26 protein-coding genes are annotated in these 26,382 nt (G+C 36.3%); 5 read left to right on the top strand and 21 right to left on the bottom strand.

Annotated elements, in window-relative coordinates; all coding sequences use genetic code 11:
• Position 1: 1 nt before the first annotated feature.
• From hisG to G9H65_RS04305, 7 genes are all read right to left on the bottom strand, one after another.
• Positions 2-865: an ATP phosphoribosyltransferase gene (hisG, locus tag G9H65_RS04335; protein ID WP_166374115.1), complete on the bottom strand. Its 864-nt coding sequence runs from the start codon at positions 863-865 to the stop codon at positions 2-4.
• 61 nt (positions 866-926) lie between these two features.
• Positions 927-2,537 (bottom strand): dihydrolipoamide acetyltransferase family protein, encoded by a 1,611-nt coding sequence (locus tag G9H65_RS04330; RefSeq protein WP_166374114.1) that lies wholly within the window; start codon positions 2,535-2,537, stop codon positions 927-929.
• A gap of 72 nt (positions 2,538-2,609) precedes the next feature.
• The gene (gene lepA / locus G9H65_RS04325) at positions 2,610-4,397 is read right to left on the bottom strand and encodes a translation elongation factor 4 (protein ID WP_166374113.1); all 1,788 of its coding nucleotides are present in this window, start codon (positions 4,395-4,397) and stop codon (positions 2,610-2,612) included.
• A gap of 217 nt (positions 4,398-4,614) precedes the next feature.
• A complete protein-coding gene (locus G9H65_RS04320) occupies positions 4,615-5,907 on the bottom strand; it encodes an aminopeptidase P family protein (protein WP_166374112.1) in 1,293 nt (430 codons plus the stop codon).
• A gap of 4 nt (positions 5,908-5,911) precedes the next feature.
• Positions 5,912-6,676, bottom strand: coding sequence for a class I SAM-dependent methyltransferase (locus G9H65_RS04315; protein ID WP_166374111.1), 765 nt, complete (start codon positions 6,674-6,676; stop codon positions 5,912-5,914).
• 62 nt (positions 6,677-6,738) lie between these two features.
• Entirely contained in the window at positions 6,739-7,494 is a 756-nt protein-coding gene (locus G9H65_RS04310; protein WP_166374110.1) for a 3-keto-disaccharide hydrolase, read from the bottom strand.
• An 87-nt stretch (positions 7,495-7,581) separates the two neighbouring features.
• Positions 7,582-7,725 (bottom strand): hypothetical protein, encoded by a 144-nt coding sequence (locus G9H65_RS04305; protein ID WP_166228046.1) that lies wholly within the window; start codon positions 7,723-7,725, stop codon positions 7,582-7,584.
• Between the two features lie 89 nt (positions 7,726-7,814).
• Between G9H65_RS04305 and hisS the strand changes: the two genes are divergently transcribed.
• Positions 7,815-9,173, top strand: a complete 1,359-nt coding sequence (hisS, locus tag G9H65_RS04300) for a histidine--tRNA ligase (RefSeq protein ID WP_205753241.1) — start codon at positions 7,815-7,817, stop codon at positions 9,171-9,173.
• A 49-nt stretch (positions 9,174-9,222) separates the two neighbouring features.
• Here the strand turns inward: hisS and pgi are convergent, their stop codons facing one another.
• The 3 genes from pgi to G9H65_RS04285 are packed head-to-tail and all read right to left on the bottom strand — an operon-like array spanning position 9,223 to position 12,309.
• Entirely contained in the window at positions 9,223-10,869 is a 1,647-nt protein-coding gene (gene pgi, locus G9H65_RS04295; protein WP_166374109.1) for a glucose-6-phosphate isomerase, read from the bottom strand.
• A 5-nt stretch (positions 10,870-10,874) separates the two neighbouring features.
• Complete coding sequence (locus G9H65_RS04290) at positions 10,875-11,639, bottom strand: glycoside hydrolase family 25 protein (protein WP_166374108.1); 765 nt, start codon at positions 11,637-11,639, stop codon at positions 10,875-10,877.
• Between the two features lie 34 nt (positions 11,640-11,673).
• Entirely contained in the window at positions 11,674-12,309 is a 636-nt protein-coding gene (locus G9H65_RS04285) for a peroxiredoxin (protein WP_166374107.1), read from the bottom strand.
• 407 nt (positions 12,310-12,716) lie between these two features.
• Between G9H65_RS04285 and G9H65_RS04280 the strand changes: the two genes are divergently transcribed.
• Both G9H65_RS04280 and sufB read left to right on the top strand, forming a co-directional pair.
• Positions 12,717-13,181: an Lrp/AsnC ligand binding domain-containing protein gene (locus tag G9H65_RS04280; protein WP_109322930.1), complete on the top strand. Its 465-nt coding sequence runs from the start codon at positions 12,717-12,719 to the stop codon at positions 13,179-13,181.
• A gap of 81 nt (positions 13,182-13,262) precedes the next feature.
• Positions 13,263-14,711 carry a Fe-S cluster assembly protein SufB gene (gene sufB, locus G9H65_RS04275; protein ID WP_166374106.1) on the top strand — a complete coding sequence of 483 codons (1,449 nt, stop codon included), beginning with the start codon at positions 13,263-13,265 and terminating at the stop codon, positions 14,709-14,711.
• Between the two features lies 1 nt (position 14,712).
• Here sufB and G9H65_RS04270 read toward each other — a convergent pair whose 3' ends face one another.
• Positions 14,713-15,582: a 1-aminocyclopropane-1-carboxylate deaminase/D-cysteine desulfhydrase gene (locus tag G9H65_RS04270; protein ID WP_166374105.1), complete on the bottom strand. Its 870-nt coding sequence runs from the start codon at positions 15,580-15,582 to the stop codon at positions 14,713-14,715.
• On the opposite strand from G9H65_RS04270, the gene G9H65_RS04265 reads away from it, so the two are divergent.
• Both G9H65_RS04265 and G9H65_RS04260 read left to right on the top strand, forming a co-directional pair.
• Complete coding sequence (locus G9H65_RS04265; RefSeq protein WP_166374104.1) at positions 15,575-16,618, top strand: RluA family pseudouridine synthase; 1,044 nt, start codon at positions 15,575-15,577, stop codon at positions 16,616-16,618. The two genes, G9H65_RS04270 and G9H65_RS04265, sit on opposite strands and share 8 nt — an antisense overlap.
• Positions 16,599-17,051 carry a GNAT family N-acetyltransferase gene (locus tag G9H65_RS04260; RefSeq protein ID WP_166374103.1) on the top strand — a complete coding sequence of 151 codons (453 nt, stop codon included), beginning with the start codon at positions 16,599-16,601 and terminating at the stop codon, positions 17,049-17,051. The genes G9H65_RS04265 and G9H65_RS04260 overlap by 20 nt, the downstream gene beginning before the upstream one ends.
• A gap of 19 nt (positions 17,052-17,070) precedes the next feature.
• Here the strand turns inward: G9H65_RS04260 and G9H65_RS04255 are convergent, their stop codons facing one another.
• From G9H65_RS04255 to miaB, 10 genes are all read right to left on the bottom strand, one after another.
• Positions 17,071-18,384 (bottom strand): sugar porter family MFS transporter, encoded by a 1,314-nt coding sequence (locus G9H65_RS04255; protein ID WP_166374308.1) that lies wholly within the window; start codon positions 18,382-18,384, stop codon positions 17,071-17,073.
• Between the two features lie 63 nt (positions 18,385-18,447).
• The gene (locus tag G9H65_RS04250; protein ID WP_166374102.1) at positions 18,448-19,584 is read right to left on the bottom strand and encodes an MFS transporter; all 1,137 of its coding nucleotides are present in this window, start codon (positions 19,582-19,584) and stop codon (positions 18,448-18,450) included.
• Positions 19,585-19,596: 12 nt separating this feature from the next.
• Positions 19,597-20,121, bottom strand: coding sequence for a 5' nucleotidase, NT5C type (locus G9H65_RS04245; RefSeq protein WP_166374101.1), 525 nt, complete (start codon positions 20,119-20,121; stop codon positions 19,597-19,599).
• 63 nt (positions 20,122-20,184) lie between these two features.
• Positions 20,185-21,816: a chaperonin GroEL gene (gene groL / locus G9H65_RS04240; RefSeq protein ID WP_166374100.1), complete on the bottom strand. Its 1,632-nt coding sequence runs from the start codon at positions 21,814-21,816 to the stop codon at positions 20,185-20,187.
• Positions 21,817-21,862: 46 nt separating this feature from the next.
• Entirely contained in the window at positions 21,863-22,141 is a 279-nt protein-coding gene (locus tag G9H65_RS04235; RefSeq protein ID WP_166374099.1) for a co-chaperone GroES, read from the bottom strand.
• A 134-nt stretch (positions 22,142-22,275) separates the two neighbouring features.
• Positions 22,276-22,602, bottom strand: a complete 327-nt coding sequence (gene secG, locus G9H65_RS04230; protein ID WP_166374098.1) for a preprotein translocase subunit SecG — start codon at positions 22,600-22,602, stop codon at positions 22,276-22,278.
• Between the two features lie 7 nt (positions 22,603-22,609).
• On the bottom strand, positions 22,610-23,152 hold the full coding sequence (locus tag G9H65_RS04225; RefSeq protein WP_166374097.1) for a hypothetical protein: 543 nt from the start codon (positions 23,150-23,152) through the stop codon (positions 22,610-22,612).
• A 3-nt stretch (positions 23,153-23,155) separates the two neighbouring features.
• Positions 23,156-23,662: an LptE family protein gene (locus G9H65_RS04220; protein ID WP_235927464.1), complete on the bottom strand. Its 507-nt coding sequence runs from the start codon at positions 23,660-23,662 to the stop codon at positions 23,156-23,158.
• Positions 23,640-24,950 carry a sigma-54 interaction domain-containing protein gene (locus G9H65_RS04215; RefSeq protein ID WP_166374096.1) on the bottom strand — a complete coding sequence of 437 codons (1,311 nt, stop codon included), beginning with the start codon at positions 24,948-24,950 and terminating at the stop codon, positions 23,640-23,642. Before G9H65_RS04215 ends, G9H65_RS04220 begins: the two co-directional genes overlap by 23 nt.
• Before the next feature lies 1 nt (position 24,951).
• Positions 24,952-26,370 (bottom strand): tRNA (N6-isopentenyl adenosine(37)-C2)-methylthiotransferase MiaB, encoded by a 1,419-nt coding sequence (miaB, locus tag G9H65_RS04210; protein WP_166374095.1) that lies wholly within the window; start codon positions 26,368-26,370, stop codon positions 24,952-24,954.
• Positions 26,371-26,382: the final 12 nt, after the last annotated feature.

Raw genomic sequence — 26,382 nt, 5'->3', positions numbered from 1 at the left:
ACTAAAGAATCATTTTCTCAATAGGTAACACTAAAATTCCTTGAGCACCCGCTTCGCGCAAAGACTCAATGATTTCCCAGAAATCATTTTCAGAAATAACAGAATGCAAGGAATACCAACCTTTTTCAGCTAATGGTACACGAGAAGGCGATTTCATGCCCGGTAATAAGGCGATAATTTTCTCTAAATTCTTTTCTTCTGCATTTAAAACCACATACTTAGCATTTTGACCTCTTTGAACGGAATCAATGCGGAATGTGAGTTTTTCTAAAATACTTTTCTTTTCTGCTGTTAATGAGTTGTTGGAAATCAATACGGCCTGACTTTTAAAGACTTCCGCAACTTCTTTTAAGCCATTACTAAGTAATGTTCCACCTGTGGAAACAATATCACAAATTCCTTCCGCAAGTCCAATGCTTGGAGCAATTTCCACTGAACCAGAAATCTCATGTGTATGGGCAGTAATACCTTTGGATTTCAGGAAATTATTGGTCAAGTTAGGATAGGAGGTAGCTATATTTTTACCTTCAAAATAACTTAAATCCGTATAAACTTCATTTCTAGGAATAGCCAATGATAGTCTACACTTGGAAAATCCTAATTCCTTGACAATTTCTACCTCTTTGCGATTTTCTTCTAATACATTGAGTCCAATTACTCCTAAATCAGCTACACCATCCTCTACATATCCTGGAATATCATCGTCACGCAAGAACAAAAATTCAATCGGAAAATTGCTTGATATCGAACGTAACTTAGATCCGCCAGACTCAAACTTAATTCCACATTCTTTAAATAATTTCAATGAATCGTCACTTAATCTTCCTGATTTCTGCACTGCGATTCTTATGTTAGTATTGCTCATATTCGTAATTTTCCTAAAATAGACAAGCCCCGAAATTTTCGAGGCTTGCCATTATTTTTGTTTAGATAAACATCTTAATGGGATCCTCTAGATACTGTTTTAACGTAAGTAAAAACGCAGCACCTGTTGCACCATCTACCACGCGATGGTCGCAAGTCAAGGTTAACTTCATGATATTCGTTGCATAGAATTGACCATTCTTTACACCCACTGTTTCTTTTATACCGCCCACTGCCAAAATACATGATTCGGGTGAGTTAATGATGGAAGTAAATTGATCGATTCCAAACATACCCAAATTGCTAACAGTAAACGTATTACCCTCCCAGTCCTTGGGTTGTAATTGTTTGTTTTTTGCTTTCCCACCTAATTCTTTCGCTTCTGCAGAAATCTGTGCAATTGATTTCTCACTAGCAAAACGAATGACAGGTACTAATAAACCATCTTCTACAGCTACTGCCATACCAATGTGTACATGCTTATTGACGCGGATTCGATCTTCCATCCAATATGAATTAACTTTAGGATGTTTTACTAGAGACAAAGCTACCGCTTTGATCACCATGTCATTAAATGAAATTTTGACTGGCAATACTTCGTTCATACTGACACGTGCTTCCATTGCTTTATCCATGTTGATTTCCATGGTTAAATAAAACTCTGGTGCACTGAATTTAGACTCAGACAAACGACGAGCGATTGTCTTACGCATTTGACTATTTGGAATATCTTCGAAACTCTCTTCTCCAGAAATGAAGTTGCCTGTGGCCCCTCCAGCATTTGGTTTGTAGTTTTCTACGTCAGATTTAGTAATTCTACCACCATCACCTGTTCCTTGTAACCAATTAAGGTTAATATTTTTTTCTTTCGCTAAGGCTTTAGCTAGGGGAGAAGCTTTGATAATTCCTCCTTTAGCATCCGCTTGAATTCCAGAAGATGTTGCTTTTGTTTCAGTCGCTTTTGGCGCTTCTTTCACTGGAGCTGATGCAGCTACGGCTACTGGTGCAGCAGGTGCTGGAACTGCTCGGGTAGTAGCTTGTTGTAAAAGTGGTTGAAAATCGGTGCCTGGTTCACCCACTACCATGATGATGCCATCTACGATAACACCTTCACCTTCTTTGGCCCCAATGTATAAGATAGTACCATCTTCGTAGTTTTCTAATTCCATAGTAGCTTTATCAGTTTCTACCTCGGCAATGATATCACCTGATTTGACTACATCGCCTACTTGCTTCAACCATTTGGCTATGACACCTTCCACCATGGTATCACTCATCTTAGGCATTCTTACTGCTTTCGCTGGAATTGAACTTAAATCTACTGCTGGAGCCGCAGGAGTAGTAGCCACTGGGGCTGCTACAGGAGTTGAGCTAGCTTCTACAGAAACTACAGCCGTTACCGGTGCATCAGCTAATAAACTAGAATAATCTTCTCCTGGAGTACCAACAATGGCGATAATTCCATCAACGGGAACAGCTTCACCAACTTTAACGCCAATATATAATAATGTTCCATCCTCGTAATTCTCTAACTCCATCGTTGCTTTATCGGTTTCCACCTCAGCTATGATATCACCAGATTTGATTACATCACCCTCTTTCTTTAGCCAATTAGCGATTACACCTTCAACCATGGTATCGCTCATCTTGGGCATTCTAATTACTTCAGCCATTATCTTATTTTTAAAAATTCAAAATTAAGCTTTAGAAGCCTGTTTCGAAAACTATTATGTAAAAATATTTGATTAATCTAATTTTAAAACTGCCATGAATGCTTCTTGTGGGATTTCTACGTTACCCACTTGACGCATACGCTTTTTACCTTTCTTCTGCTTTTCTAATAACTTTCTTTTTCGAGAAATATCACCACCATAACACTTGGCTAAAACGTCTTTTCTTAATGCTTTAACTGTTTCACGAGCGATGATTTTTTGACCAATCGCTGCTTGAATAGCTATTTCAAATTGTTGTCTAGGTAGCAATTCACGCAATTTCTCACATAAACGCTTTCCCCAATCATAGGCCTTATCTCGGTGAACGATGGCAGATAAAGCATCTACTTTTTCCCCGTTCAACATAATATCTAATTTTACCAAGTAACCAGGCTCGTAACCTTTATATTCATAATCCAAAGATGCATAACCTCTGGAAATGGTTTTTAAACGGTCAAAAAAGTCGAATACTACCTCCGACAAAGGCATATCAAAAGTCAGTTCTACTCGGTCTGTAGTTAAATAAATTTGATTGGTTAGGATCCCCCGTTTATCCATGCAAAGACTCATGATAACACCCGTATACTCTGATTTGGTGATAATCTGAGCTTTAATGTATGGCTCCTCTATGATGTTAATCAAATTGGGTTCAGGCAAATCACTTGGTGCCGATACCCATAATTCCTCATCGGCGGTAGTTAATACCTTAAACTTTACTGATGGTACCGTGGTAATCACCGTCATGTCAAATTCCCGCTCTAAGCGTTCTTGAACAATCTCCATGTGCAACATACCTAAAAAACCACAACGAAACCCAAAACCTAAGGCCATGGAAGTTTCAGGTTCCCAAACTAATGAAGCATCATTTAATTGTAACTTCTCCATGGCATCTCTCAAATCCTCAAATTCAGAAGTTTCAACAGGATAAATACCTGCAAATACCATAGGTTTTACTTCTTCAAATCCTTGTATGGCAGATTTACATGGATTAGCCACGTGGGAAATCGTATCGCCTACTTTAACTTCTTTAGCTTCTTTTATCCCTGAAATGAGGTAACCTACATCCCCTGTTTTGATAATGGATTTAGGTTCTTGTTCCAAACCTAGGGTACCTATCTCATCCGCAAAATACTCCTTTCCCGTATTCATGAATTTAACGCGATCTCCTTTACGAATCTCCCCATTATAAACACGGAATATTACTTCAATTCCTCGGTAAGAGTTAAAGGTTGAATCAAAGATTAAAGCTTGTAGAGGTTCTTCTGGATTACCTTTAGGAGCTGGGATACGCGTAACAACAGCATCCAATATATCTTGAATTCCAATACCTTCTTTTCCAGAAGCGTGAATGATGTCTTCTTTTTTGCAACCAATTAAATCAATGATTTGATCCGAAACTTCTTCTGGCATAGCACCAGGTAAGTCGATTTTATTCAAAACTGGAATGATTTCCAAATCATGATTAATAGCCAAATATAAATTGGAAATGGTCTGAGCTTCAATACCTTGGGAGGCATCTACAATTAATAATGCACCTTCACAAGCAGCAATAGATCGTGAAACTTCGTAAGAGAAATCGACGTGTCCAGGAGTATCAATTAAATTAAATGTATAAATCTCTCCATCCTTAGGATATTGCATCTGAATCGCATGAGACTTAATGGTAATTCCACGCTCTCTTTCCAAATCCATATCATCCAATAGCTGATTCATCATATCACGCTTTTGGACCGTATTCGTGAATTCAATTAATCGATCGGCCAAGGTACTTTTTCCGTGATCAATATGGGCGATGATGCAAAAATTACGAAGGTTCTTCATTTATGTTAATATATGTTTTACCTAGAAACGGAATAGATATGTTAAATTCTTATTCAGGGCAATAGGAATTCTCCTTTACAAGGATTATCCATTTTTAAAATCAATTTAAGGAAAGCATATTTCCATCTTACAAATATAGCTAAGCGGAAGGTGGCAAACCACATGCAAGACTATTTATTAGCGTTTCAAATCGAATAAATTGTCATTAGTTAACTTACTACTTCGATTGCATGATGGATTCGATCTCTTCCCATTCAATGGGTATATGCTTCATCAAATTATCTGTCCCGTTTTCCGTGATTAACAAGTTGTTCTCTAATCGTATTCCTAATCCTTCTTCACGTATATAAATACCTGGTTCACAGGTTAAAACCATCCCTGCTTCAAAAGGTTTATATTTATCCCAAACATCATGTACATCCAATCCTAAATGATGAGCCACTCCATGCATGAAGTATTTTTTAAATAAAGGAGCCTTTTTATCTTGTTTTTCTACATCGGCACGAGAAAAAAGACCTAAGTCGATCAGCTTCCCTTCCATGTACCGCTCCACTTCTTTTTGATAATCTACCCAATAGATTGACGGGCGCATTAATTGACTAGCAAAATTCAAAACATCATATACAGCTAAATAAACCTGCTTTTGTCTAGGACTAAACTTGCCATTTACTGGTATCGTTCTAGTCATATCGGCATTATAATTGCCATATGCTGCACCTACGTCCAACAGAATAACATCACCATCCTGACAAACTTCTCTATTCTCAATGTAGTGTAATACACAAGCATTTGCTCCTGATGCAATGATAGGAGTATAGGCGAAACCGTCTCCTTTTAGTCGAATAAATTCGTGTATAAACTCTGCTTCAATTTCATACTCTGTTACTCCAGGTTTTGTAAACTTCAATACTCGCCTGAATGCTGATTCCGTAATATCAATAGCCTTCTGCATGGCCACAATTTCATCGGACTCCTTTTTCATACGAATGGTGTTCGTAATAGGAGCTAAGCGCTTATAATTATGCGTAGGATATTTGGCTTGCAACGATTTTGTAAATCTTGCATTTTGTGTCTCTACCGTAGAGCTATTTCGAATATGTTCATTATCAACCAGATAGATGTTTTCAGCCGTATAAATTAAAGTTTGTAATATGGCTTCAAAATGCTGTGACCATTGGATGTTCTTAATCCCAGAAATACCTTGAGCCTCTTCTTTGGTAAATTTGTGACCTTCCCAAATAGAAATCAATTCTGATGTTTCTCTGACAAAAGCAATTTCTTTTAGATGTTCTTCAGGAGCATCTGGATACAAAAGAAGTATTGTTTCCTCCTGATCTAATCCAGATAAATATAGTAAATCAGAATTTTGCTTAAATCCCATGCTACCGTCCGCATTGGTTGGCATGATATCATTGGAGCAAATTAACACAATGGATTTTGGTGCTAATTGTTGGACTAATTTTTGACGGTTGTTGATGTACAGCTGTGCTGGAAGTGCTTCGTATCTCATGCTTTTATTTGTGGCATAAATATATAATTTCACCTAAGGGTAAAGACATTTTTTTACTTTCTTCTAAACCAATTTTTTCAATCATATTAATAGGACTCACTTGAAAACCGGATTTTTCTAATTGAGTTCCATAATCACGACCATAAATACGCAAATGGTCATCTTGTAAAAAATGAATTTCTCTTTCTTTCGGATCTGTAATACTGGCATCCTCGTAAGTGGTAGCCAAATCCAATCTTTGTGGACTTTGGCATAACGCAAATCCATCTGGCTTTAAAACTCGACGAATCTCTTGCATACAACGTACATCATCCCGAACATGTTCTAATACGTGATTACAAAACACCACATCAAAACTATTGTCCTCGAACGGAATATCATGTAAATCCATTTTTACTTTAGCCAACGGGGATTCAATATCAGCCGTTATATAATTGTCACCTAATAATTTTTCGAATCGATCTATGAAACAATATTCTGGAGCAATATGTAATAATTTAGGCTTGCTTTTAAAAAAGCTAGTTTCCTTCTGTAAAAATAAATACATCAATCGATGTCTTTCTAAACTTAAACAAGACGGACATAAGGCATTTTCTCTAGGATGTAATCGGCCATAGGGTAAAAACTTAGAAAAGTTTTCTTGGCAAATTGGGCAGTGGACTTTATTTCCCTTTAAAAATATACTGTATGCTTTTAACAATTGATGTGCGACCAATTGAATGTACTTTCTAGGAATATGACGTAAAATCCAACTAATAAGGTATTTCATAGGATAAAAAAAGGGAAGGTGTTTTCTAAGAAAAACCTTCCCCAAAATTAATGAATTAAATATTACATTTCACGAATCCAGATGTTACGGAAACTTACTGGATTACCATGATCTTGCAAACTAATAGGTCCAGGACCATGAACAGGGTTTTTAGGCTGTCCAATGTATTCCGTTGTTCCTTGAATTTTTGTATGATTTTGTACCACAATTCCATTGTGAATTATCGTAACATAAGCTGGAGTATCAATCCCACCATTGATGGTAAATTTCGGTGCCGTATAAATGATATCATACGAATTCCATTCTCCCATTGGTGAAGTAGCATTCACTAAGGGTGCAGATTGTTTGTAAATACTTCCAGCCTGACCATTGCGGTAACTTCTATTTTGATAAGAATTCAATACTTGAACCTCATACATTCCTTGCATAAAAATACCACTATTCCCTTTCCCTTGGCTCTTTAATGTCTCAGGCTCCATCGGAGAGCGCCATTCAATATGTAATTGGTAATTTGTGAATTTTTGTTTGGTAGAAATATTGCCAGCTCCCTTAACTACGGTCATGGCACCATCTTCTACCTTCCATTTAGCTGGACTGCCATCTTTAACAGTTTCCCAATTATCTAAACTTTTACCATCAAATAAAATAATGGCATCAGATGGGGTTTTACCTGGACTTACGACACGGATCTCAGGATCCCAAAATTCAGTTTTGTCAGGTTTTGTTGGATTCTCTTCAACGAATCGGTGGTCTTGTGCTTGTAAGCTAAATACACCAGCTGCTAAGATAGCGGTGCAAATGAAAGTAATTTTTTTCATGTATAATGGATTTAGAAAATCAAATTACAGCAATTTTTGGATAAAAAAAAACCGGTGAATACCGGTTTCTCTTTACTGAAATAATGCTTATTTAGCGAAACTTGCTTTGATTTCTTCTACATCTACCAATTTGATAATTGGTCTCTGCTTTAAAATTCTGATAGCAGATACTTTATTATTCGCTACTGCGTGATTTCTTCTGTCTTTACGTTTTAGTCTAGTTACGGCCATGTCTTGATAAATTTGGTGTGCAAAAATACGAAATATCGTTTATTAATCAAATAATAAGCCCCGATTAATTAAATTTGTTTTTTGAAATTATGCAAAAGCCCAGTAACGCAAGAGGTACAAGAGATTTTGGTCCAAAAGAAATGGCCAAAAGAAATTATGTTTTCAACATCATTCGAAAGCATTTTGAGCAATTTGGTTTTCAAGCCATCGAAACGCCAGCCATTGAGAATTTATCTACTTTGACAGGAAAATATGGAGATGAAGGAGATCAATTATTGTTCAAAATTCTTAATTCAGGAGATTATCTCTCCAAATTAACAGATCAAGATTTTCAAGAAGGTAGTAAAAAGTTTACCTATAAAGTCAGCGAAAAGGGTTTACGCTACGACTTAACCGTACCATTTGCTCGCTTTGTGTCAATGAATCGTTACGATTTAGCATTTCCTTTTAGGCGTTATCAAATACAACCCGTTTGGAGAGCAGATAGACCCCAAAAAGGACGCTATCGAGAATTTTATCAGTGTGATGCTGATATTATAGGATCTAATTCTCTCTTGAATGAAGCCGAACTAATCACTTTATTCCAAGCTATTTTCAATTCATTAAACTTGAAAGCTAACCTAGTTATTAATTCTAGGAAGGTCTTAGCAGGTGTAGTAGATGTTCTTGGTATGAATGAACATTTTGTTGATTTCGCTGTAGCCATCGATAAATTAGATAAAATTGGTTGGGATGCCGTGGCTAAAGAATTAATAGAAAAAGGATTTACAGAGGAGCAATGTGCTGTTTTAGCTGAATTGATTTTATTTGAAGGAAATAACCTAGCTAAAATAGATAAGTTGACCTCTTTTTTTAATGGCAATACTCAAGGTTTGGCTGGATTAAAGGAAATCCAAGATGTCTTAGGATTCATTCAACAAAATGGATTTGTGAATACGAACATCATTTTTGATTATCGACTTGCCCGTGGATTAAGTTATTATACCGGTTTAATATTTGAGGGGAAAGCTATTGATATTCCTTTTGGTTCTATTGCTGGAGGAGGAAGATATGATAACTTAACGACGGATTTTGGTTTACCCAATATGTCAGGAGTAGGTTTGTCTTTTGGAATCGAACGTATGATCGATGTCATGGATGCCTTAAATCTTTTCCCTGAAATTCCCTTCAGCGGATCTAAAATTTTGTTTGCCTATTTTGATGAAGCAGGACAAACACAGGCTTTTCAATATGTAAATGAATTGCGTAAACTAGGAATTCCTTCTGAAATTTATCCGGAAGTAGCTAAAATCAAGAAACCTTTTGAATTTGCCGACAAAAAACGAATTCCTTTTGTTGCCGTTCTAGGAGAACAAGAGATGGCTCAAAATAAAATGAATCTTAAAAATATGGAGAGTGGCGAGCAGGAATTACTCAGTCTGCAAGATTTAATGGAGAAAATAAAATAAAAAAAGGCTAGTTGAAAGACTAGCCTTTTTCATTGATATTCAACTGTTATTATCTCCAAGCCTTAAATTGATTGATCAATCCATTGGTGGAACTATCATGACTTTGGATTTTTTCTTCGTTTTCTAATTCGGGTAAAATGCAATTAGCTAATTGCTTTCCTAATTCTACTCCCCATTGGTCATAACTGAATATATTCCAAATAACTCCTTGAACAAAAATTTTGTGTTCATACATGGCAATTAATGCACCTAATGTAGCAGGGTTAATTTCTTTCGCCAAGATGGAATTGGTGGGTTTATTACCTTCAAAAACCTTAAATGGAGCAAGTTTGTCTATTGCTGATTCATCTAATCCAATTTTACTTAATTCTGATTTTACCACTTCCAACGATTTACCATTCATCAAGGCTTCAGTTTGAGCAAAGAAATTGGACATCAATAAGGTATGGTGATTACCAATTGGATTATGCGTTTTAGCAGGTGCAATAAAATCAGCAGGAATCATTTGAGTGCCCTGATGAATCAATTGATAAAAGGCATGTTGACCGTTGGTTCCAGGTTCTCCCCAAATAACAGGACCTGTCGCATAATCAACTCGCTTTCCAGTTCTATCCACAGTTTTACCGTTGGATTCCATATCTCCCTGTTGGAAATAGGCCGCAAATCGGTGCATGTATTGATCATAAGGTAAAATAGCATGCGTAGGAGCATCCCAAAAATTCACATACCAGATTCCTAAAAGTGCTAAAATGACAGGTGCATTAGCTTCTAAAGGTGTGCTAGCTAAGTGTAAATCCATTTCATGTGCTCCTGATAAAAGAGATTCAAAATTGTCATATCCAATGGATAAACAAATAGACAATCCAATGGCTGACCAAAGAGAATATCTTCCTCCAACCCAATCCCAAAATGCAAACATATTAGCTGAATCAATACCAAATTTCTCCACTTGAGCTTTATTGGTGGACAAGGCTACAAAATGCTTGGAAACAGCCGATTCATCTTGGGCAGTTTTCAAGAACCAATCGCGAGCTGTGAATGCATTGGCCATGGTTTCTTGTGTGGTGAATGTTTTGGAAGCTATTAAAAATAAAGTAGTTTCCGGATTAACTTTTTTCAAAGTTTCAGCAATATGAGTGCCGTCCACATTACTCACAAAATGTACATTTAAATGTGTTTTGTAAGGTTTCAAAGCTTCGGTCACCATCACGGGACCAAGATCTGACCCTCCAATTCCGATATTAACTACATCGGTGATACTTTTATTGGTATATCCTTTCCAAGCCCCAGAAATCACTTGTTCCGTAAATTCTTTCATGTGAGCTCTCACTTGATGTATATCCGCATTGATATTAACACCATTTAATAACTGAGATTGTCCCTTAGGTTTTCTTAAAGCAGTGTGTAAAACGGCTCTGCCTTCTGTTTGGTTAATTGCCTCACCTTGTAGTTGAGCTTGAATGGCAGATTCTAATTGGCACTCTTTGGCTAATTCAATTAAATGGTTGAATGTGGCTGCATCTAGGATATTTTTAGAAAAATCAATGAATATATCCTGAAAGAAAAGACTATACTTTTTTTGTCTTTCGCTATCAGTTTGAAATAAGGCTGAAATAGAACTAGATTCTAAACGCTTTTTGTCAGATAATAGCTTTTGGTAGGCAGTGGTTTGGGTAAAATTAATCGTGGATAGCATGTTATTTATTTGATTAGCATGGAAGCAAATTCTGAATGATCGCCCAAAAATACATTATAATCCCAAGATTTGGAATTCCCTTGAAGCTTACCTAGCTTGCTATACTGCCAAAAACGTAGATTATCAGCATCGACAATCGTATTGGTTTCGTAGCTAGCTAACCACAATGGAAAATCAGTAAACTCTTCATTATTAAATAAATCAGCGTACATCCGTGTGTTGGTATATAGGATAGGTTTGGTGTGATAATAATCGGTTAAATAATCTAAAAAAGCCTTGATATCTTTTTTGATTTTTTTGTGACTAACCCTGTTTGTGACTTCAATATCACAAACAGGAGGGAGGTCTCCTTCTTGAAGCTGTACTATCTTACAAAAATTTTTGGCTTGCTCAATGGGGTCTCTAGTTGGTATATAAAAATGATAGGCCCCAGCTATTAATCCTTTTTGTTTGGCTTTACGCCAATTATCTTTAAAATTGCGATCTTGCAAGCTTCTACCTTCAGTTGCTTTAATAAATACAAATTTTAAAGAAACTGTATCAAAAATTTCTAATTCACTGAGGTGATTCCAGGGGATAATTCCATTATGATGAGATACATCAATACCGTGAATTGCGTGTTTTTGGGGAACTTCAATTTGGATGGCGTCACTGTAGGCAAATTGATGCCCTTCATCATCTGTTAGTGAGCTGATATAAGAAAAAAGAATCCAGCAAAAGCCAATAACTCCAAGGAAACTAACAATAAGCTGGATTCTTTTTTTCTTCAATTTTTTTGGCGGGAATAACCAAATTTACAAAATCTTATAGATTTGGCTGTGGTGTTTTTCTCAAATAAGGCTTAACTGCTGTAAATCCTTTAGGGAATTTAGTAAGCGCTTCCTCATTTGATACAGCAGGTGTGATGATGACATCTTCTCCATTTACCCAATCAGCCGGGGTAGCTACTTGATAATTTGCAGTTAATTGCAAAGAATCGATGACACGTAATATTTCAGTGAAATTACGTCCGGTTGATGCTGGATAAGTTAGTGTAAGCTTGATTTTTTTATCAGGTCCAATAATAAATACGGAACGTACTGTCGCTTTTTCTGAGGCATTGGGATGAATCATATCATACAATAAGGCCACTTTTTTCTCTGGATCAGCGATAATGGGGAAATTTACTTCTACGTTGTTTACCTCTTCTATATCGGGTACCCATTTGTTGTGAGATTCCAGACTATCTACGGAAATAGCAATGGCTTTAACTCCTCTTTTGCTAAATTCTCCATTTAATAAAGCTGTTTTTCCTAGTTCAGTTGTACATACGGGAGTAAAGTCAGCGGGGTGACTAAAAAATAATACCCATGAATTTCCAATCCATTCGTGAAAATTAATAGGTCCTTGGGTTGTTTCAGCGCTGAAATCGGGCGCAATATCTCCTAATCTTAATGACATAATGATAGGTGTTTAAAGTGAATTATCTACCGAATTTATAGACTAATTATCAAATAAAAAAGCAATCCTAAAATAGAATTGCTTTTAACATTACACTTCATCAACAAACTAAAAACCAAATAATAAAAATGCTGTAGGAGAAGGATTCGAACCTCCAAGGTGCGGTTAGCCATATCGCAGAACTGATTTAGTGGTCAACCCATTACGCTACGTTTATCCCGAACTCACCACCCCCGAGACAGGAGGGCACGTCTGCCAATTTCATCACCCTACAGTGAAATAATATTTACCTTTGTAACTATTATGTCTCAAAATTATAAATCATTTTTAAAATTTCAAAATAATTTAAAGAAAATCTGATTTTTTTGAGTAATTTTTAAAAATATTATCAATTTGTTGAAAATATTATGGATAAGAAATTTGATCTAGACCCACTAGACTATAAAATTTTAGAAATTTTAGTGAGTGATTCCAATCTTCCTTACACGGAAATCGGTCAACGTTTAGATGTTTCCGGTGGAACGGTACATGTAAGGATGAAAAAAATGGAAGCCTTGGGCATTGTGAAAGGAGCTCAGCTTTTAATTGATTATTCTAAAATAGGGTGGGACATCACCGCATTTTTAGGAATCTACTTAGATAAAAGTTCGCTTTACGAAGATGTCGCCAAGCAATTAGAAAAGATACCCGAAGTGGTCAACATTCATTATACGACAGGTATTTATTCCATTTTTGCCAAGATTATATGTCGAGATACCCAACACTTACGAGAAGTACTTCACGATAAAATTCAACGGGTGACAGGTATTCAAAGAACTGAGACTTTTATTTCCTTGGAAGAAAGTTTAATTAGAAATACACCTTTATTTTAGTTTATTTAGAATAATTCTAATTAAATGCTTACAAAACTAAATTTTGCTTTGTAATTTTGTATCTCTTAAGAAACATAAGTTATGGCAGAAAAGGTAGATGATATTTTACAGGAGGTAACCACTTCCGATTATAAATACGGTTTCGAATCCCATTTTGATACGGATGAAGCGCCTATAGGTTTGGATGAATCCACCATTCGCTTTATATCTGATAAAAAGAATGAGCCAGAATGGATGTATGAATGGCGCTTAGCGGCATTTCGTTATTGGAAAACATTGCAAGAGCCTACTTGGGCTAATGTATCCTATAAACCAACAGATTATCAATCACTAAAATATTATTCAGCTCCCAAGCCTAAAAAGCAATTGAATTCTTTGGATGAAATCGATCCTGAATTGCGTAGGACTTTCGAAAAATTAGGTATTTCTTTAGATGAACAAAAACGTTTATCAAACGTTGCCGTTGATGCTGTCATAGATTCCGTTTCAGTTGCAACAACATTTAAGGAAACTTTAGCTGAAAAAGGAATTATTTTTTGTTCTATTTCAGAAGCGGTAAGAGAGCATCCTGAATTAATTAAAAAATACTTGGGTAGTGTTGTACCCGTGAAGGACAATTACTTTGCTGCGCTAAATGCTGCAGTATTTTCTGATGGCTCATTTTGTTATATTCCTAAAGGCGTCCGTTGCCCCATGGAGCTTTCTACTTATTTCCGTATTAATGCCTCAGGAACAGGTCAGTTTGAGCGTACGTTAATAGTAGCTGATGAAGATTCTTATGTTAGTTATCTAGAAGGATGTACCGCCCCGATGCGGGATGAAAATCAATTACACGCAGCAGTAGTGGAAATTTTTGTCCATGCTGGTGCAGAAGTAAAATACTCCACGGTTCAAAACTGGTATCCAGGTGATAAAGAGGGCAAAGGTGGTATTTATAATTTTGTAACCAAACGTGGTATTTGCGATGGAGCACATTCTAAATTATCTTGGACACAAGTGGAAACGGGTTCTGCTGTTACTTGGAAATATCCTTCTGTGATATTGAAAGGGGACTATTCCATTGGTGAGTTTTACTCTGTAGCAGTGACCAATAATCATCAACAAGCGGATACAGGTACTAAAATGATTCACTTAGGAAAACATTCTAAATCTAGAATTGTATCCAAAGGTATTTCAGCGGGTGTTTCACAGAATTCATATCGTGGATTAGTACAAGTTGCCAAAAGAGCTGATTCTGCAAAGAATTATTCCCAATGCGATTCATTATTATTAGGTGATCGCTGTGGGGCACATACATTTCCCTATTTAGAAGTAAAAAACAATACGGCATCAGTAGAACATGAAGCTACAACCTCTAAAATTGGTGAAGACCAAATTTTCTATTGTAACCAAAGAGGTTTATCTACTGAAACTGCGATTGCGTTAATTGTTAATGGTTATGCCAAAGAGGTTTTAAATCAATTGCCGATGGAGTTTGCTGTTGAAGCCCAAAAATTATTGGCTATTTCACTAGAAGGATCCGTAGGTTAAACTACTTAATTCCTCCTGTGTGTATACATACCAAAGTACTTCCTGTTGGGAAGTACTTTTTTTTGAGTAAATCATCAACTGCGTACATCATTTTACCTGTATAGATAGGTTCAATCGTTATTTGATGTTGTATTTCAAATAAGTCACAAAAGGCCACAAGTTCTGGTGGTCTGGATGCATATTTGCCAAATAAATAATCCTTTGAAAGTTGAAGCTTAGGAAGACTTAATTGAAGATCTTCTGCATGTTCTTCAATTTCTGTTGCATTGTTCAAGCATAGTATCCCTATGGTTTTAACCTTTGAATATTTCGCTAAGCCTAGTATAGTAGTTCCTGTTCCAACGGCACTAATTAGATAATCAGGTTTAATGTCCTGTTGAATTTCGTCTACCAAAGTTTTCATGCCATCAATTCCATGTATGGAATAACCTCCTTCTGGGATTATCCAATAATCATCTGACTTAAATTGATTGGGAACTTCTTTTTTACGGTAATATTCTCGGTCAACAAAGTATAATTCCATACCCATGGCTTCCATTTGACTCAAATATGGGTTACTCTTAGATGATAATTCTTCTCCTCTTACGATTCCGATACTAGGAATTTTCAACATTTGACACACAAAAGCCAAGGCATATAAATGATTGGAATAAGCTCCACCAAAACTTATAATTCCCTTTTTTGGATTATCTTGGGCGATACGGATATATTCCTTTAATTTGCGCCACTTATTGCCAGAAACGGTGGGATGTATCAGATCATCTCGCTTGAAAAATAATCGTATGTCTTGTTCATTCCAAAGTGGATCAAACAATTCAACAACTGGTGAGGGTATTTGTAAATAGTTTTTTTCAAAAGCAGATATGTCCATAGATAATGAAATAGATCCCATTGAGAGTGAAGATGATTTGTTCGAACATTTCAATTTTACGGTGGACAAAGGTCAACAATTACTTAGAATAGATAAATACCTACTTCTAAAAATTTCCAATGCCACTCGTTCCAAAATTCAATCAGGAATTGAGTCAGGTTCAGTAAAAGTAAACGGCCTCGATATTAAGTCGAATTATAAGGTTAAACCCTTTGATGAGATTGTGGTATCATTCTCTCATCCACCTCGCGATAAAGATATCGTAGCTGAAAATATCCCCATCGATATCATTTATGAAGATGAAGAACTGATTTTAGTCAATAAACCATCAGGAATGGTGGTGCATCCTGCTCACGGAAATTGGGAAGGGACTTTGGTGAATGCTTTACTTTACCATTGTCAACATTTGCCTGGCAAAGGAGATATTCGTCCTGGTTTAGTTCATCGAATAGATAAAGATACTTCAGGTATATTGGTCGTCGCTAAATCCGAGTTTTCATTAAATCATTTAGCTAGGCAGTTTTTTGATCATACCATTGACCGAACCTATTATGCGATTTGTTGGGGTGTACCCAAAGAAAGCAAGGCCACACTTCGTGGAAAAATAGATCGTAGTCCTCGCGACAGGAAAGTCATGATGATGTTTCCTGAAGAAGCGGAACATGGAAAATTGGCCATTACTCATTATGAAGTCATGGAATCGTTTGTTTTTTGTTCTTTAGTCAGATTCAATTTAGAAACGGGTAGAACACATCAAATTAGAGCACATGCTGCCTCCATTGGACATCCGTTACTTTCTGATGCTGCTTATGGAGGTGATAAAATTAGGTATATGAGCTCCATTGCCAATTTTAAAACCTTTGCGGCCAACTTAATGAAATTATGTCCGCGACAAGCCTTACATGCATTTTCCTTGGGTTTTGATCATCCTAAAGCCAATGAAAGAATATATTTTGAGCAAGATTTCCCAGAAGATATGCGGGAAGTATTATATCGATTAAGAGAAGTTACAAATCATGGAGCAAATAGAAATTAGAAAAGCTGGAATAGAAGATGTCCCAGCCATTTATAGCTTAGTGAAGGAATTAGCTTTATTTGAAAAGGCACCCGAAGAAGTTAGTTCACGTTTTGATGATTTTGTTCAAAACGGCTTTCAAGAGAATCCTATATTTTCAGCGAACCTGATTTATTATGAAGGGAAATTGGCGGGATTTTCCTTGTGGTATTTTCGTTTTTCAACTTGGAAAGGAAAACGTTTTTATTTGGAAGATCTATTCATCAAAGAAGAATACCGTTCCCTAGGTTTAGGTAAAATGCTGTTAGATGAAGCAGTTTTGGAAGCTAAGCGAACAAATTGCACTGGAATGATGTGGCAAGTACTTGATTGGAATGAAGCAGCTATTCAATTTTACAGCAAATACGGTGTCAAATTTGACCAAGGCTGGTTAAATGTGCATCTGGACATATAAGTTCAGATGCACACGTAATCTAATGAATGATGATCTGTTTCTCGATATCTTCCAATGATGCTCCTTTCGTTTCGGGCATTAAAAACATGACATAGAAAAATTGGCCCACCATCATGATGCCGAATATGCTGAAAATAAATGTTCCGCCAAAATTTTCTGTCAATATGGGAAAAAAATTGGCAACTAAAGCAGCTAATAACCAGTGAGTTAATGATCCCCAGGCCATGCCAGATGCTCGAACAGAATTCGGGAAAATTTCTGATATAAATACCCAAATAACCGATCCTTGGCCTATAGCATGAGAAGCTATAAATAAGAATATATAAATGGGTACAAAAGCATAAGATTCTTGATAAAAAGAGAATGCAATGAGTCCTAAGGAAATAATATATCCCACGGAACCTATATACATCAGTATTCTTCTGCCAATTTTATCAATGAAATACCAACCCAATAAGGTGAATAATAAGTTGGCCACTCCAATACCGGCAGTAGAAAGTAAAGCACTTTCTTTACCTAAGCCTGTTAATTCGTAAATTCTAGGAGCATAATAGATGATAGCATTAATTCCAGACATCTGGTTGAAAAAGGCAAATAGAAAGGAGAGGAGCAATGGCGTAAAGAACTTTTTAGAAAATAGGTGTTCTTTCTTGATATGTGTTTTAGCATTATCTAAGATTCGCTTTAAAGTGCCTTCAGGGTCAGGATCTGCCAATGTCAAAACTTTTAAGGCTCCAGCTTGATCATTTCTCTTCAACAATAAAAACTGAGGCGTTTCTGGTGTAAAGAGTATTAAAAAAGAAAATAGTAAACTTGGAATAGCTACCATTCCTAACATATAGCGCCAATCGTCATCACCACCTTGAAGTAAATAATTGGATATATATGCTAACAAAATACCCAATACAACATTCAATTGAAAGGATATAACCAGTTTACCTCGATGCTGTGGGGGCGCTATTTCTGAAATATAAATAGGTGCCACCACCGAAGAGGCTCCGATACCTAAGCCCCCTAAAAAACGAAATAACATAAACAGATTCACATCTGTTGCCAATGCTGCACCGATAGACGATACGAAGAAACTGATTCCTATCCAGAGAAGTGTTTGTTTTCTTCCATACTTATCAGCTGGTATACCACCTAATGCTGCACCAACCACAGTACCATACAATGCCGTAGCTACAGCTAATCCATGCGTCCAACTATCTAAATGCCATAATTTTTGGATGGCTAATTCAGCACCTGAAATAACAGCAACATCTAAACCAAACAACATTCCTCCTAGGCCAACTGTTATAGACCAAAATATAACATGTTTATTCATACCAATAATTATTAAATTTATTTATAAAATAAAGATAATTAAATATCCGAAAAATTCAATTGAATTTGATTAATCTTTGCTCAATGCAAACTTGCTAATACCACTTGCTAAAACTCCTAGCATGATAAGCAGTACTAAGGCTCTTTGGAGTCCAAAGTATTCAGAAAGAAAGCCAATCACCACAGGACCTAACATAAATCCAATATATGCGATGGTAGAAACTGCGGCAATAGCCATGGCAGGTGATGTATCACGGGTATTTCCAGCTTGTGAATAGATCATTGGGACGATAGTTGAAATGCCCAAACCAGTTATAAAACATCCCAATATTAACACATTGACATTCATAAAAAGTACGGTAATGCTCATACCTAGAGCAATTAAAATACCATTGAACATTAGGATATTTCTTATGGAAATATGTTGAGCGGCCCAATCACCCAAAAATCTCCCGATAACCATGGAAAAGGCAAAAGAAGAAAATCCTATAGTGAATGGATATCCTTCTAAATTAGGGATAGATTTAAAATAGAGGCTTATCCAATCTGCCATGGCACCTTCACAAAGCATTCCGCAAAAAGCTATAAAAGAAAGAATCAGTAAATAGTTGTTTATTTTAAACTTGGCTTTGACAACCTCATTTTCTTGCTCTAAATTTTTTGAATCAATTAATAATGCCTGATATACTCCTATAATGGAAACCACATTACATATAGCAATGAGATAAAAGTGATGCTCTAATGAAATGTTCTTTTTCACTAAATAACCACCCAGCAATGACCCTAACATCAAACCAATAGAAAATATGGCATGAAATGAGGACATGATTTTCTTGTTAGTCATTTTTTCCAATGCAACCACTTGGGTGTTCATGGAAATATTTAACAAATCTCCCGCCATTCCAAATGAAAACAAACCTATAAATAGAAATAAGGAAGTAGAAATATACGTTAGTGCAGGTAATATAATAATATATAAAACGACGGACAGCAAACAAATGATTTTCGAATTATAGCGGGCAATTAACCATCCTGCTAAGGGGAGGGAGACCATAGAACCAATAGGTAGTCCCATCAGTATACTTCCTAATTCAGCATCTGATAAGGATAAAAAATCTTTAAAATCAGGAATTCTAGTTGCCCAGGAAGCAAAATTTAATCCGCAAACAAGAAATAATACACTAATAGCAAGTCTAGCTTGAAGCATAGATGTCAAAAACTATAAAAATAAATGGCCCACTTCTTTCCAAGTACTCACACGGTCGTAGTCATGTATATGAAGGTTATGAAGCGCGGAATAAAGGATAGGTTTACCTGTAAACGAGGCTAGATTTTTCTCATGATCATCAATCAAGAAGTCTGCTTGAATCATATATTTATGACCACAAAATACGGTGTGTTTCCAACCTATAAAAGGGAAATGCTGTTCTAACCATATCAACTTTTCTTTCATCGATTCTGGAAATTCTGTGGCAGCAGATACAATGAATACTTCGTATTTTTCTTGCAATTTTTTAACCACACCAATGGCATCTTCCTTAACTGCAATATCTAAGAAAAAACCAGGTTCCCATAAAAATTGGTTATTTGCTTGATAATCTTCGTAAAAAGCTAATTTCAATGCGTCACTTTGAACCAAATCAGCATGTTGATACGATTTATTCAGACGATTATTTATTTGATCTATAATTTTAATGGACGTATCAGCTAAGACATCATCCATATCAATGGCAATTCTTTTCATTGAGAGTATTGTAAAAAAAAACTCCCCAAAGATGGGGAGTTTTCACTTAAAAATCTAATTTAATTACATCATGCCACCCATTCCGCCACCACCTGGTCCATGACCGTGAGCTGGTTCAGAAGCTGGTTTATCAGCTATGACACATTCAGTAGTTAATAATAATCCAGCGATAGAAGCCGCATTTTCTAAAGCCAAACGAGTTACTTTAGTTGGGTCAATGATACCCGCAGCAATCATATTCTCGTATTTGTCTTCACGGGCATTATATCCGAAATCATCTTTTCCAGCTTTAACCGCATTGATCACTACGGATCCTTCACCACCTGCGTTAGAAACGATTGTACGTAAAGGTGATTCAACTGCTTGACGAATGATGTTGATACCTGTATTTTGGTCTTCGTTCTCGCCTGTCAAGGTATCTAAAGCACTGATTGCGCGAATTAAAGCAACACCACCACCTGCTACGATTCCTTCTTCTACTGCTGCTCTAGTAGCGTGCAAAGCATCATCTACACGGTCTTTCTTTTCTTTCATTTCTACTTCAGTTGCAGCTCCAATGTAAAGGATAGCCACACCACCTGAAAGTTTTGCTAAACGCTCTTGTAATTTCTCACGATCGTAATCAGAAGTCGTGTTTTCAATTTGCGCTTTGATTTGATTCACACGGTTTTCGATATCGTCTTTAGAACCATTTCCATTAACAACCGTTGTGTTGTCTTTGTCAATGATCACCTTCTCAGCTTGTCCAAGGTATTCCAAAGTAGCATTTTCTAATTTGAAACCTCTTTCTTCTGCGATAACAGTACCACCTGTTAAGATAGCAATGTCTTCTAACATTGCTTTTCTACGATCACCAAAACCAGGAGCTTTAACAGCAGCTACTTTCAGTGCACCACGGATTTTATTCACGACTAAAGTAGCAAGAGCCTCACCATCAACATCTTCGGAGATAATCAACAATGGACGGCCAGTTTGTGCTACAGCCTCCAAAACTGGAAGTAATTCTTTCATAGAAGATACTTTCTTCTCAGAAATCAAAATGAATGGTTTTTCTAATTCCACTTCCATTTTGTCTGTATTAGTCACAAAATACGCAGATAAATATCCACGGTCAAATTGCATACCTTCTACTGTTTTAACTTCTGTTTCAGTTCCACGAGCTTCTTCAACAGTGATAACACCTTCACGACCAACTTTTTCCATGGCTGAAGAAATCATTTGACCGATTTCCACGTCATTGTTAGCTGAGATAGTAGCAACTTGTGCAATTTCTGTAGAAGTAGTGATAGGACGAGATTGAGTTCTCAAGTTACCTACGATAGCTTCAACAGCTTTCTCGATACCACGTTTCAAATCCATTGGATTAGCTCCTGCGGCCACGTTCTTAGAACCAATTGTATAAATTGATTGAGCTAATACAGTAGCAGTTGTAGTACCATCACCAGCTTGATCAGCTGTTTTAGAAGCTACTTCTTTCACTAATTGAGCACCCATGTTTTCTACAGGATCCTCTAATTCAATTTCTTTCGCTACAGATACACCGTCTTTTGTAATAGAAGGTGATCCGAATTTTTTATCAATGATTACATTACGTCCCTTAGGTCCTAATGTTACTTTTACGGCGTTCGCAAGGGTATCAACCCCTCTTTTCATTTTTTCTCTCGCCTCGGTGTCAAAATATAGTTCTTTTGCCATTTTGTTAAATAAATTTTACTGGTTGAAATATTTTAAAGTATGAAAACTATAAAACTGCAAAAATGTCAGACTCACGCATAATCAAATAATCCTTACCGTCGATTGTAATCTCTGTTCCAGAATATTTACCATACAATACTGAGTCACCAACACTTACTGTGATAGGCTCATCTTTTTTGCCATTTCCTACGGCTACAATGGTTCCTTTTTGTGGTTTCTCTTTAGCTGTATCAGGAATGATGATACCAAAAGCAGTTTTTTCTTCAGCTTGAGCAGGCTCAACAACAACCCGATCTGCTAAGGGCTTGATACTTAATTTTGACATAATAATATAGATTTTAAGTTATTAACATATAAAAAGTCCTTATCATCTAAGGACTTTCTGTTTATCAGCATGATGTGTGCCAAAAAATGTAAGCTGAAAAATTGTCAGTTATTCGACAATCCGTGTCAGTATATTTATTTTGCCGGTGTAGCAGGACTAGGAGCAGGGGCAGCAGGTAATGTTTTCCCAGCAGCTTTCTCCACATTGACCGATTGGGTAGCGTCTGTTGTTCCTGAAGAAAGGGTGAAATTTGTTAATAACACCAAAACTAAAATACTAATGGAAAAGCCCCAAGTTAATTGTTCTACTAAATCTCCTGTTTTTTGTACTCCAAACATTTGAGTAGCACCTGCAGAAGAAAACTCACCACTAATACCACCACCTTTAGGGTTTTGTACCAAAATCAGAATGATTAAAAGTGCTGAAAATAGAACTATAAGAGAAATTAATACGGTGAACATCGTTTATTTAAATTAATTTATGTTTCAATTCGGAAATTCGAGTTGCAAAGTAAAGGCTTTTTTCAGGTTTAATCAAACTTAATTTTTCATACATCTCAATTGCCCTTTCATACTTCTCCTGACTTTCAAGAATTTTAGCAAATGTTTCAGACACTGGAATGATATTTTTTAGTTCAGAAAGGTCTAAAACATCGGAATCTTCATCTAAAAGATTCTTTTTAGGCCGAGCTATGCTGGGTAAGTTCTGTAAAAAATTATCGATGACCTGTAATTGCTCTTTCACATCAGGTAAAGGTGGAGTTACTTTTTCTGCATCGATAAATGGCTGTGCCATTTCTTCAATATCAAAGATTGAATTGAAAAAATGCTCTCTATACGATGACATTAATGCGATTTTTTTTTGCAGGTTAGGATTGAATTTTTCATTCCAAAACAACAAATAAAAATATGGATATGCCTCTTTATCTGCCTCAAATGAATGTTGCAGACTCAAATTACTTCGATCTATTTTATTTAATAGAAACCATAAATCTTGGGCCTTACTATCCATGTTTTACCAATCTCCAGCAATTTTATTAAATAAATCTAAGATTATTTGATCCAATAATTTCGGAATCAACGTTTTTTCTACTTGATTCAACGTTTGATTTTGAGGGAAATCTTGATAAAATGAAAATTCTTGATCAAAATTCTTATTCTCATCCATTCGATTAGTCAACCTAAACTGTATACGTAAGGTAAGTCGATTCAAACCAGCCTTATCATCCGAAGTAGGGGCTTGGGGACTCAATTCATATCCAACGATCGTACCTTCTAACAATAAATCGGGTGCCTGAGTGGTCAATTTCAACGAAGTATTTCTTTGAAAATATTCCTTCAATCGCTCATTTACATCCAAACTAAGATTAGCTGGGCCACCAGCCGTCTCCATTCGTATATTGCTGATTTGAATCGTCTTTAGTTCAGGTGACAAGCTAGCCCCTTTGAAACTATAACATCCACTACAAAGTGCCATTATACCGATAAGTACAGCCATTCTAGGCAATATCTTCCAAATCATATTGTTTAATTTTTCGATATAAGGTTCTTTCTGAGATTCCTAAATCTTTGGCAGCGTATTTACGCTTATTTCTATTTTTCTTTAAGGCTCGGATGATAATCTCCTTCTCTTGTTTTTCAAGAGACAAAGTAACATCCTGCACTTGGGCACTCACATCTTCAAAATTAACATCTTCCTCCATAGTAGAATTTGAAATCGGATGAATTTCAATTGGATTAGGACTAACTTCCACAGCACTTGGGGTTGAGGGAAGTGTTAAATTCTTTTGCAAATCGGAGAACTCAGGCTTAATGTCTTCAAAAATGGACATATTATTGGAAATAATATCATAAGCGTTGGTATTACCTGACTCAATGACTTTCAATAATATTTTCTTTAATTCAGTCACATCTCGCTTTAAATCAAACAAGATTTTATATAAAATTTCTCTCTCATTAAGTCCTTCAGGACTCGTGAAAAAGTCACCCTTAATAACAGATGAATTAATCTTAGGTTCGTTGAATTCCAAATAGTATTGAAGCTTAATATCATCTACAATACGATCTCCTACTTCCAACACAGATATTTGCTCAGCTAAATTTTTTAATTGACGAATATTTCCCGGAAATCGTTGTTTCTGTAACAAGTCTTTCGCTTCACGTGTCAACATAATCGGTTTTACCCGATGTAATTCAGAAAAATCGGTTGTGAATTTTCTGAAAAGCAGTTCAATATCATCACCACGTTCTCTCAGAGGTGGTACGTATATAGGTACCGTACAAAGACGGTAGTACAAATCTTCCCTAAATTTACCCGTGGATATAGCATCTTGAAGATTAACGTTGGTCGCTGCAACGACACGAGTATTCGTCCTTTGTACTTTAGAAGAACCAACTCGATAAAATTCACCATTCTCTAAAACACGTAAAAGCCTAGCTTGTGTTCCGAGCGGCATTTCTGCTATTTCATCTAAAAAGATTGTACCGCCATCGGTAACCTCAAAATACCCCTTACGGGCTTCTATAGCCCCCGTAAATGAGCCTTTTTCATGTCCAAATAGTTCGGAATCAATGGTTCCCTCAGGAATAGCTCCACAGTTTACTGCAATGAATTGACCATGTTTTCTTTTAGATAAAGAGTGAATTATTTTGGAAAATGATTCCTTTCCTGATCCACTTTCTCCAGTAATTAACACAGTCATGTCAGTGGGGGCAACTTGCTCCGCAACTGAAATAGCACGCAATAGGGAAGAAGAGTTACCTATGATTCCAAAGCGAGCTTTAATAGCATTCAGATGACTTGATTCCATATTAATTGATTAATTCACCTAATAATGTTCCTGAAGTACAATGAGTAATGATTACATCCACAAATTCACCTTTCATTTCCTCTTTCTTGGGAAAAACAACAACCTTGTTATTATCTGTTCTCCCAAAATGATGGGCAGAAGACTTCTTAGAATCACCTTCTACCAATACGCGCTGAACGCTACCTATCATAAGTTGATTTCGGTAGGAAGAATGAATTCTTTGTAAATCAATGATTTCTTGAAGCCTTCTTTTCTTAACATCTTCTCGAATATCATCACTTAATTTCTTTTCCGCAGGTGTCCCTGGTCTTTCCGAATAGGAAAACATGTACCCGAAATCATACTTAACTTCTTCTAATAGACTTAATGAATCTTGGTGTTCCTCCTCTGTTTCGGAGCAAAAACCAGCAATTAAATCATGTGAAATTCCACAAGATTCGCCTAAAATATTTCGAATCGATTGTATTCGTTCCAAATACCATTCACGGGTATAGGTACGGTTCATTAAATCTAAAATTCGGTTATTGCCACTTTGTGCGGGTAAATGAATATTCTTGCAAATATTTTCATACTTCGCCATGGTATATAAGACTTCATTTGTAATATCCTTGGGATGTGAAGTTGAGAACCTAACACGTAGCTCTGGGGTAAGTTGAGCCACTTTTTCTAATAATTGAGCAAAATTTATCGATTGTTTTGTTTCCGGATTTTGCCAATGATATGAGTCTACATTTTGACCTAAAAGAGTCACTTCACGGTATCCAGATTCAAATAGTTGAGTACATTCTTTTAAAATAGAATCAAGGTCTCTCGATCTTTCTCTTCCTCGTGTGTAAGGAACAACACAAAAAGAACACATATTATTACATCCACGCATGATACTGACTAGGGCTGTTACACCATTAGTATGCATACGCACTGGTTCAATATTCCCATAAGTTTCCTCACGTGACAGAAAGACATTAACTGCCTTGTTTCCATCTTCAACTTCTTCCAATAAACGAGGTAAATCACGATAAGCATCTGGCCCAGCTACTAAATCGACTATTTTCTCTTCTTCTAATAATTGCGTCTTTAAGCGCTCGGCCATACATCCTAAAATACCAATTGTAATGTGAGGATTTTTGGCTTTTATAGGCTTGAAACTCTGTAAACGATGACGAATTTTTTGCTCTGCGTTTTCACGGATAGCACAAGTATTTAGCAGAATGGTGTCAGCTTCATGAATATTGGATGTGGTAGCATAACCTTGTTCCATTAAAATGGAAGTCACTACTTCAGAATCGGCAAAATTCATTTGGCAGCCATAGCTCTCTAAATATATTTTTTTTGAATACTCCGACTGATTCTGACTGGGTGAAATTCTGGGTTCATCCAATCCTTTTACCTCCTCGGGTGAGAGTACTTTTAAATCTTGCATGAATTAACAATT

The sequence above is a fragment of the Aquirufa ecclesiirivi genome (genome assembly GCF_011250515.1).
Taxonomy (GTDB): domain Bacteria; phylum Bacteroidota; class Bacteroidia; order Cytophagales; family Spirosomataceae; genus Aquirufa; species Aquirufa ecclesiirivi.
The sequence above is the reverse complement of the archived record's forward strand: the minus strand, read 5'-3'. Positions and strand labels throughout refer to the sequence as shown.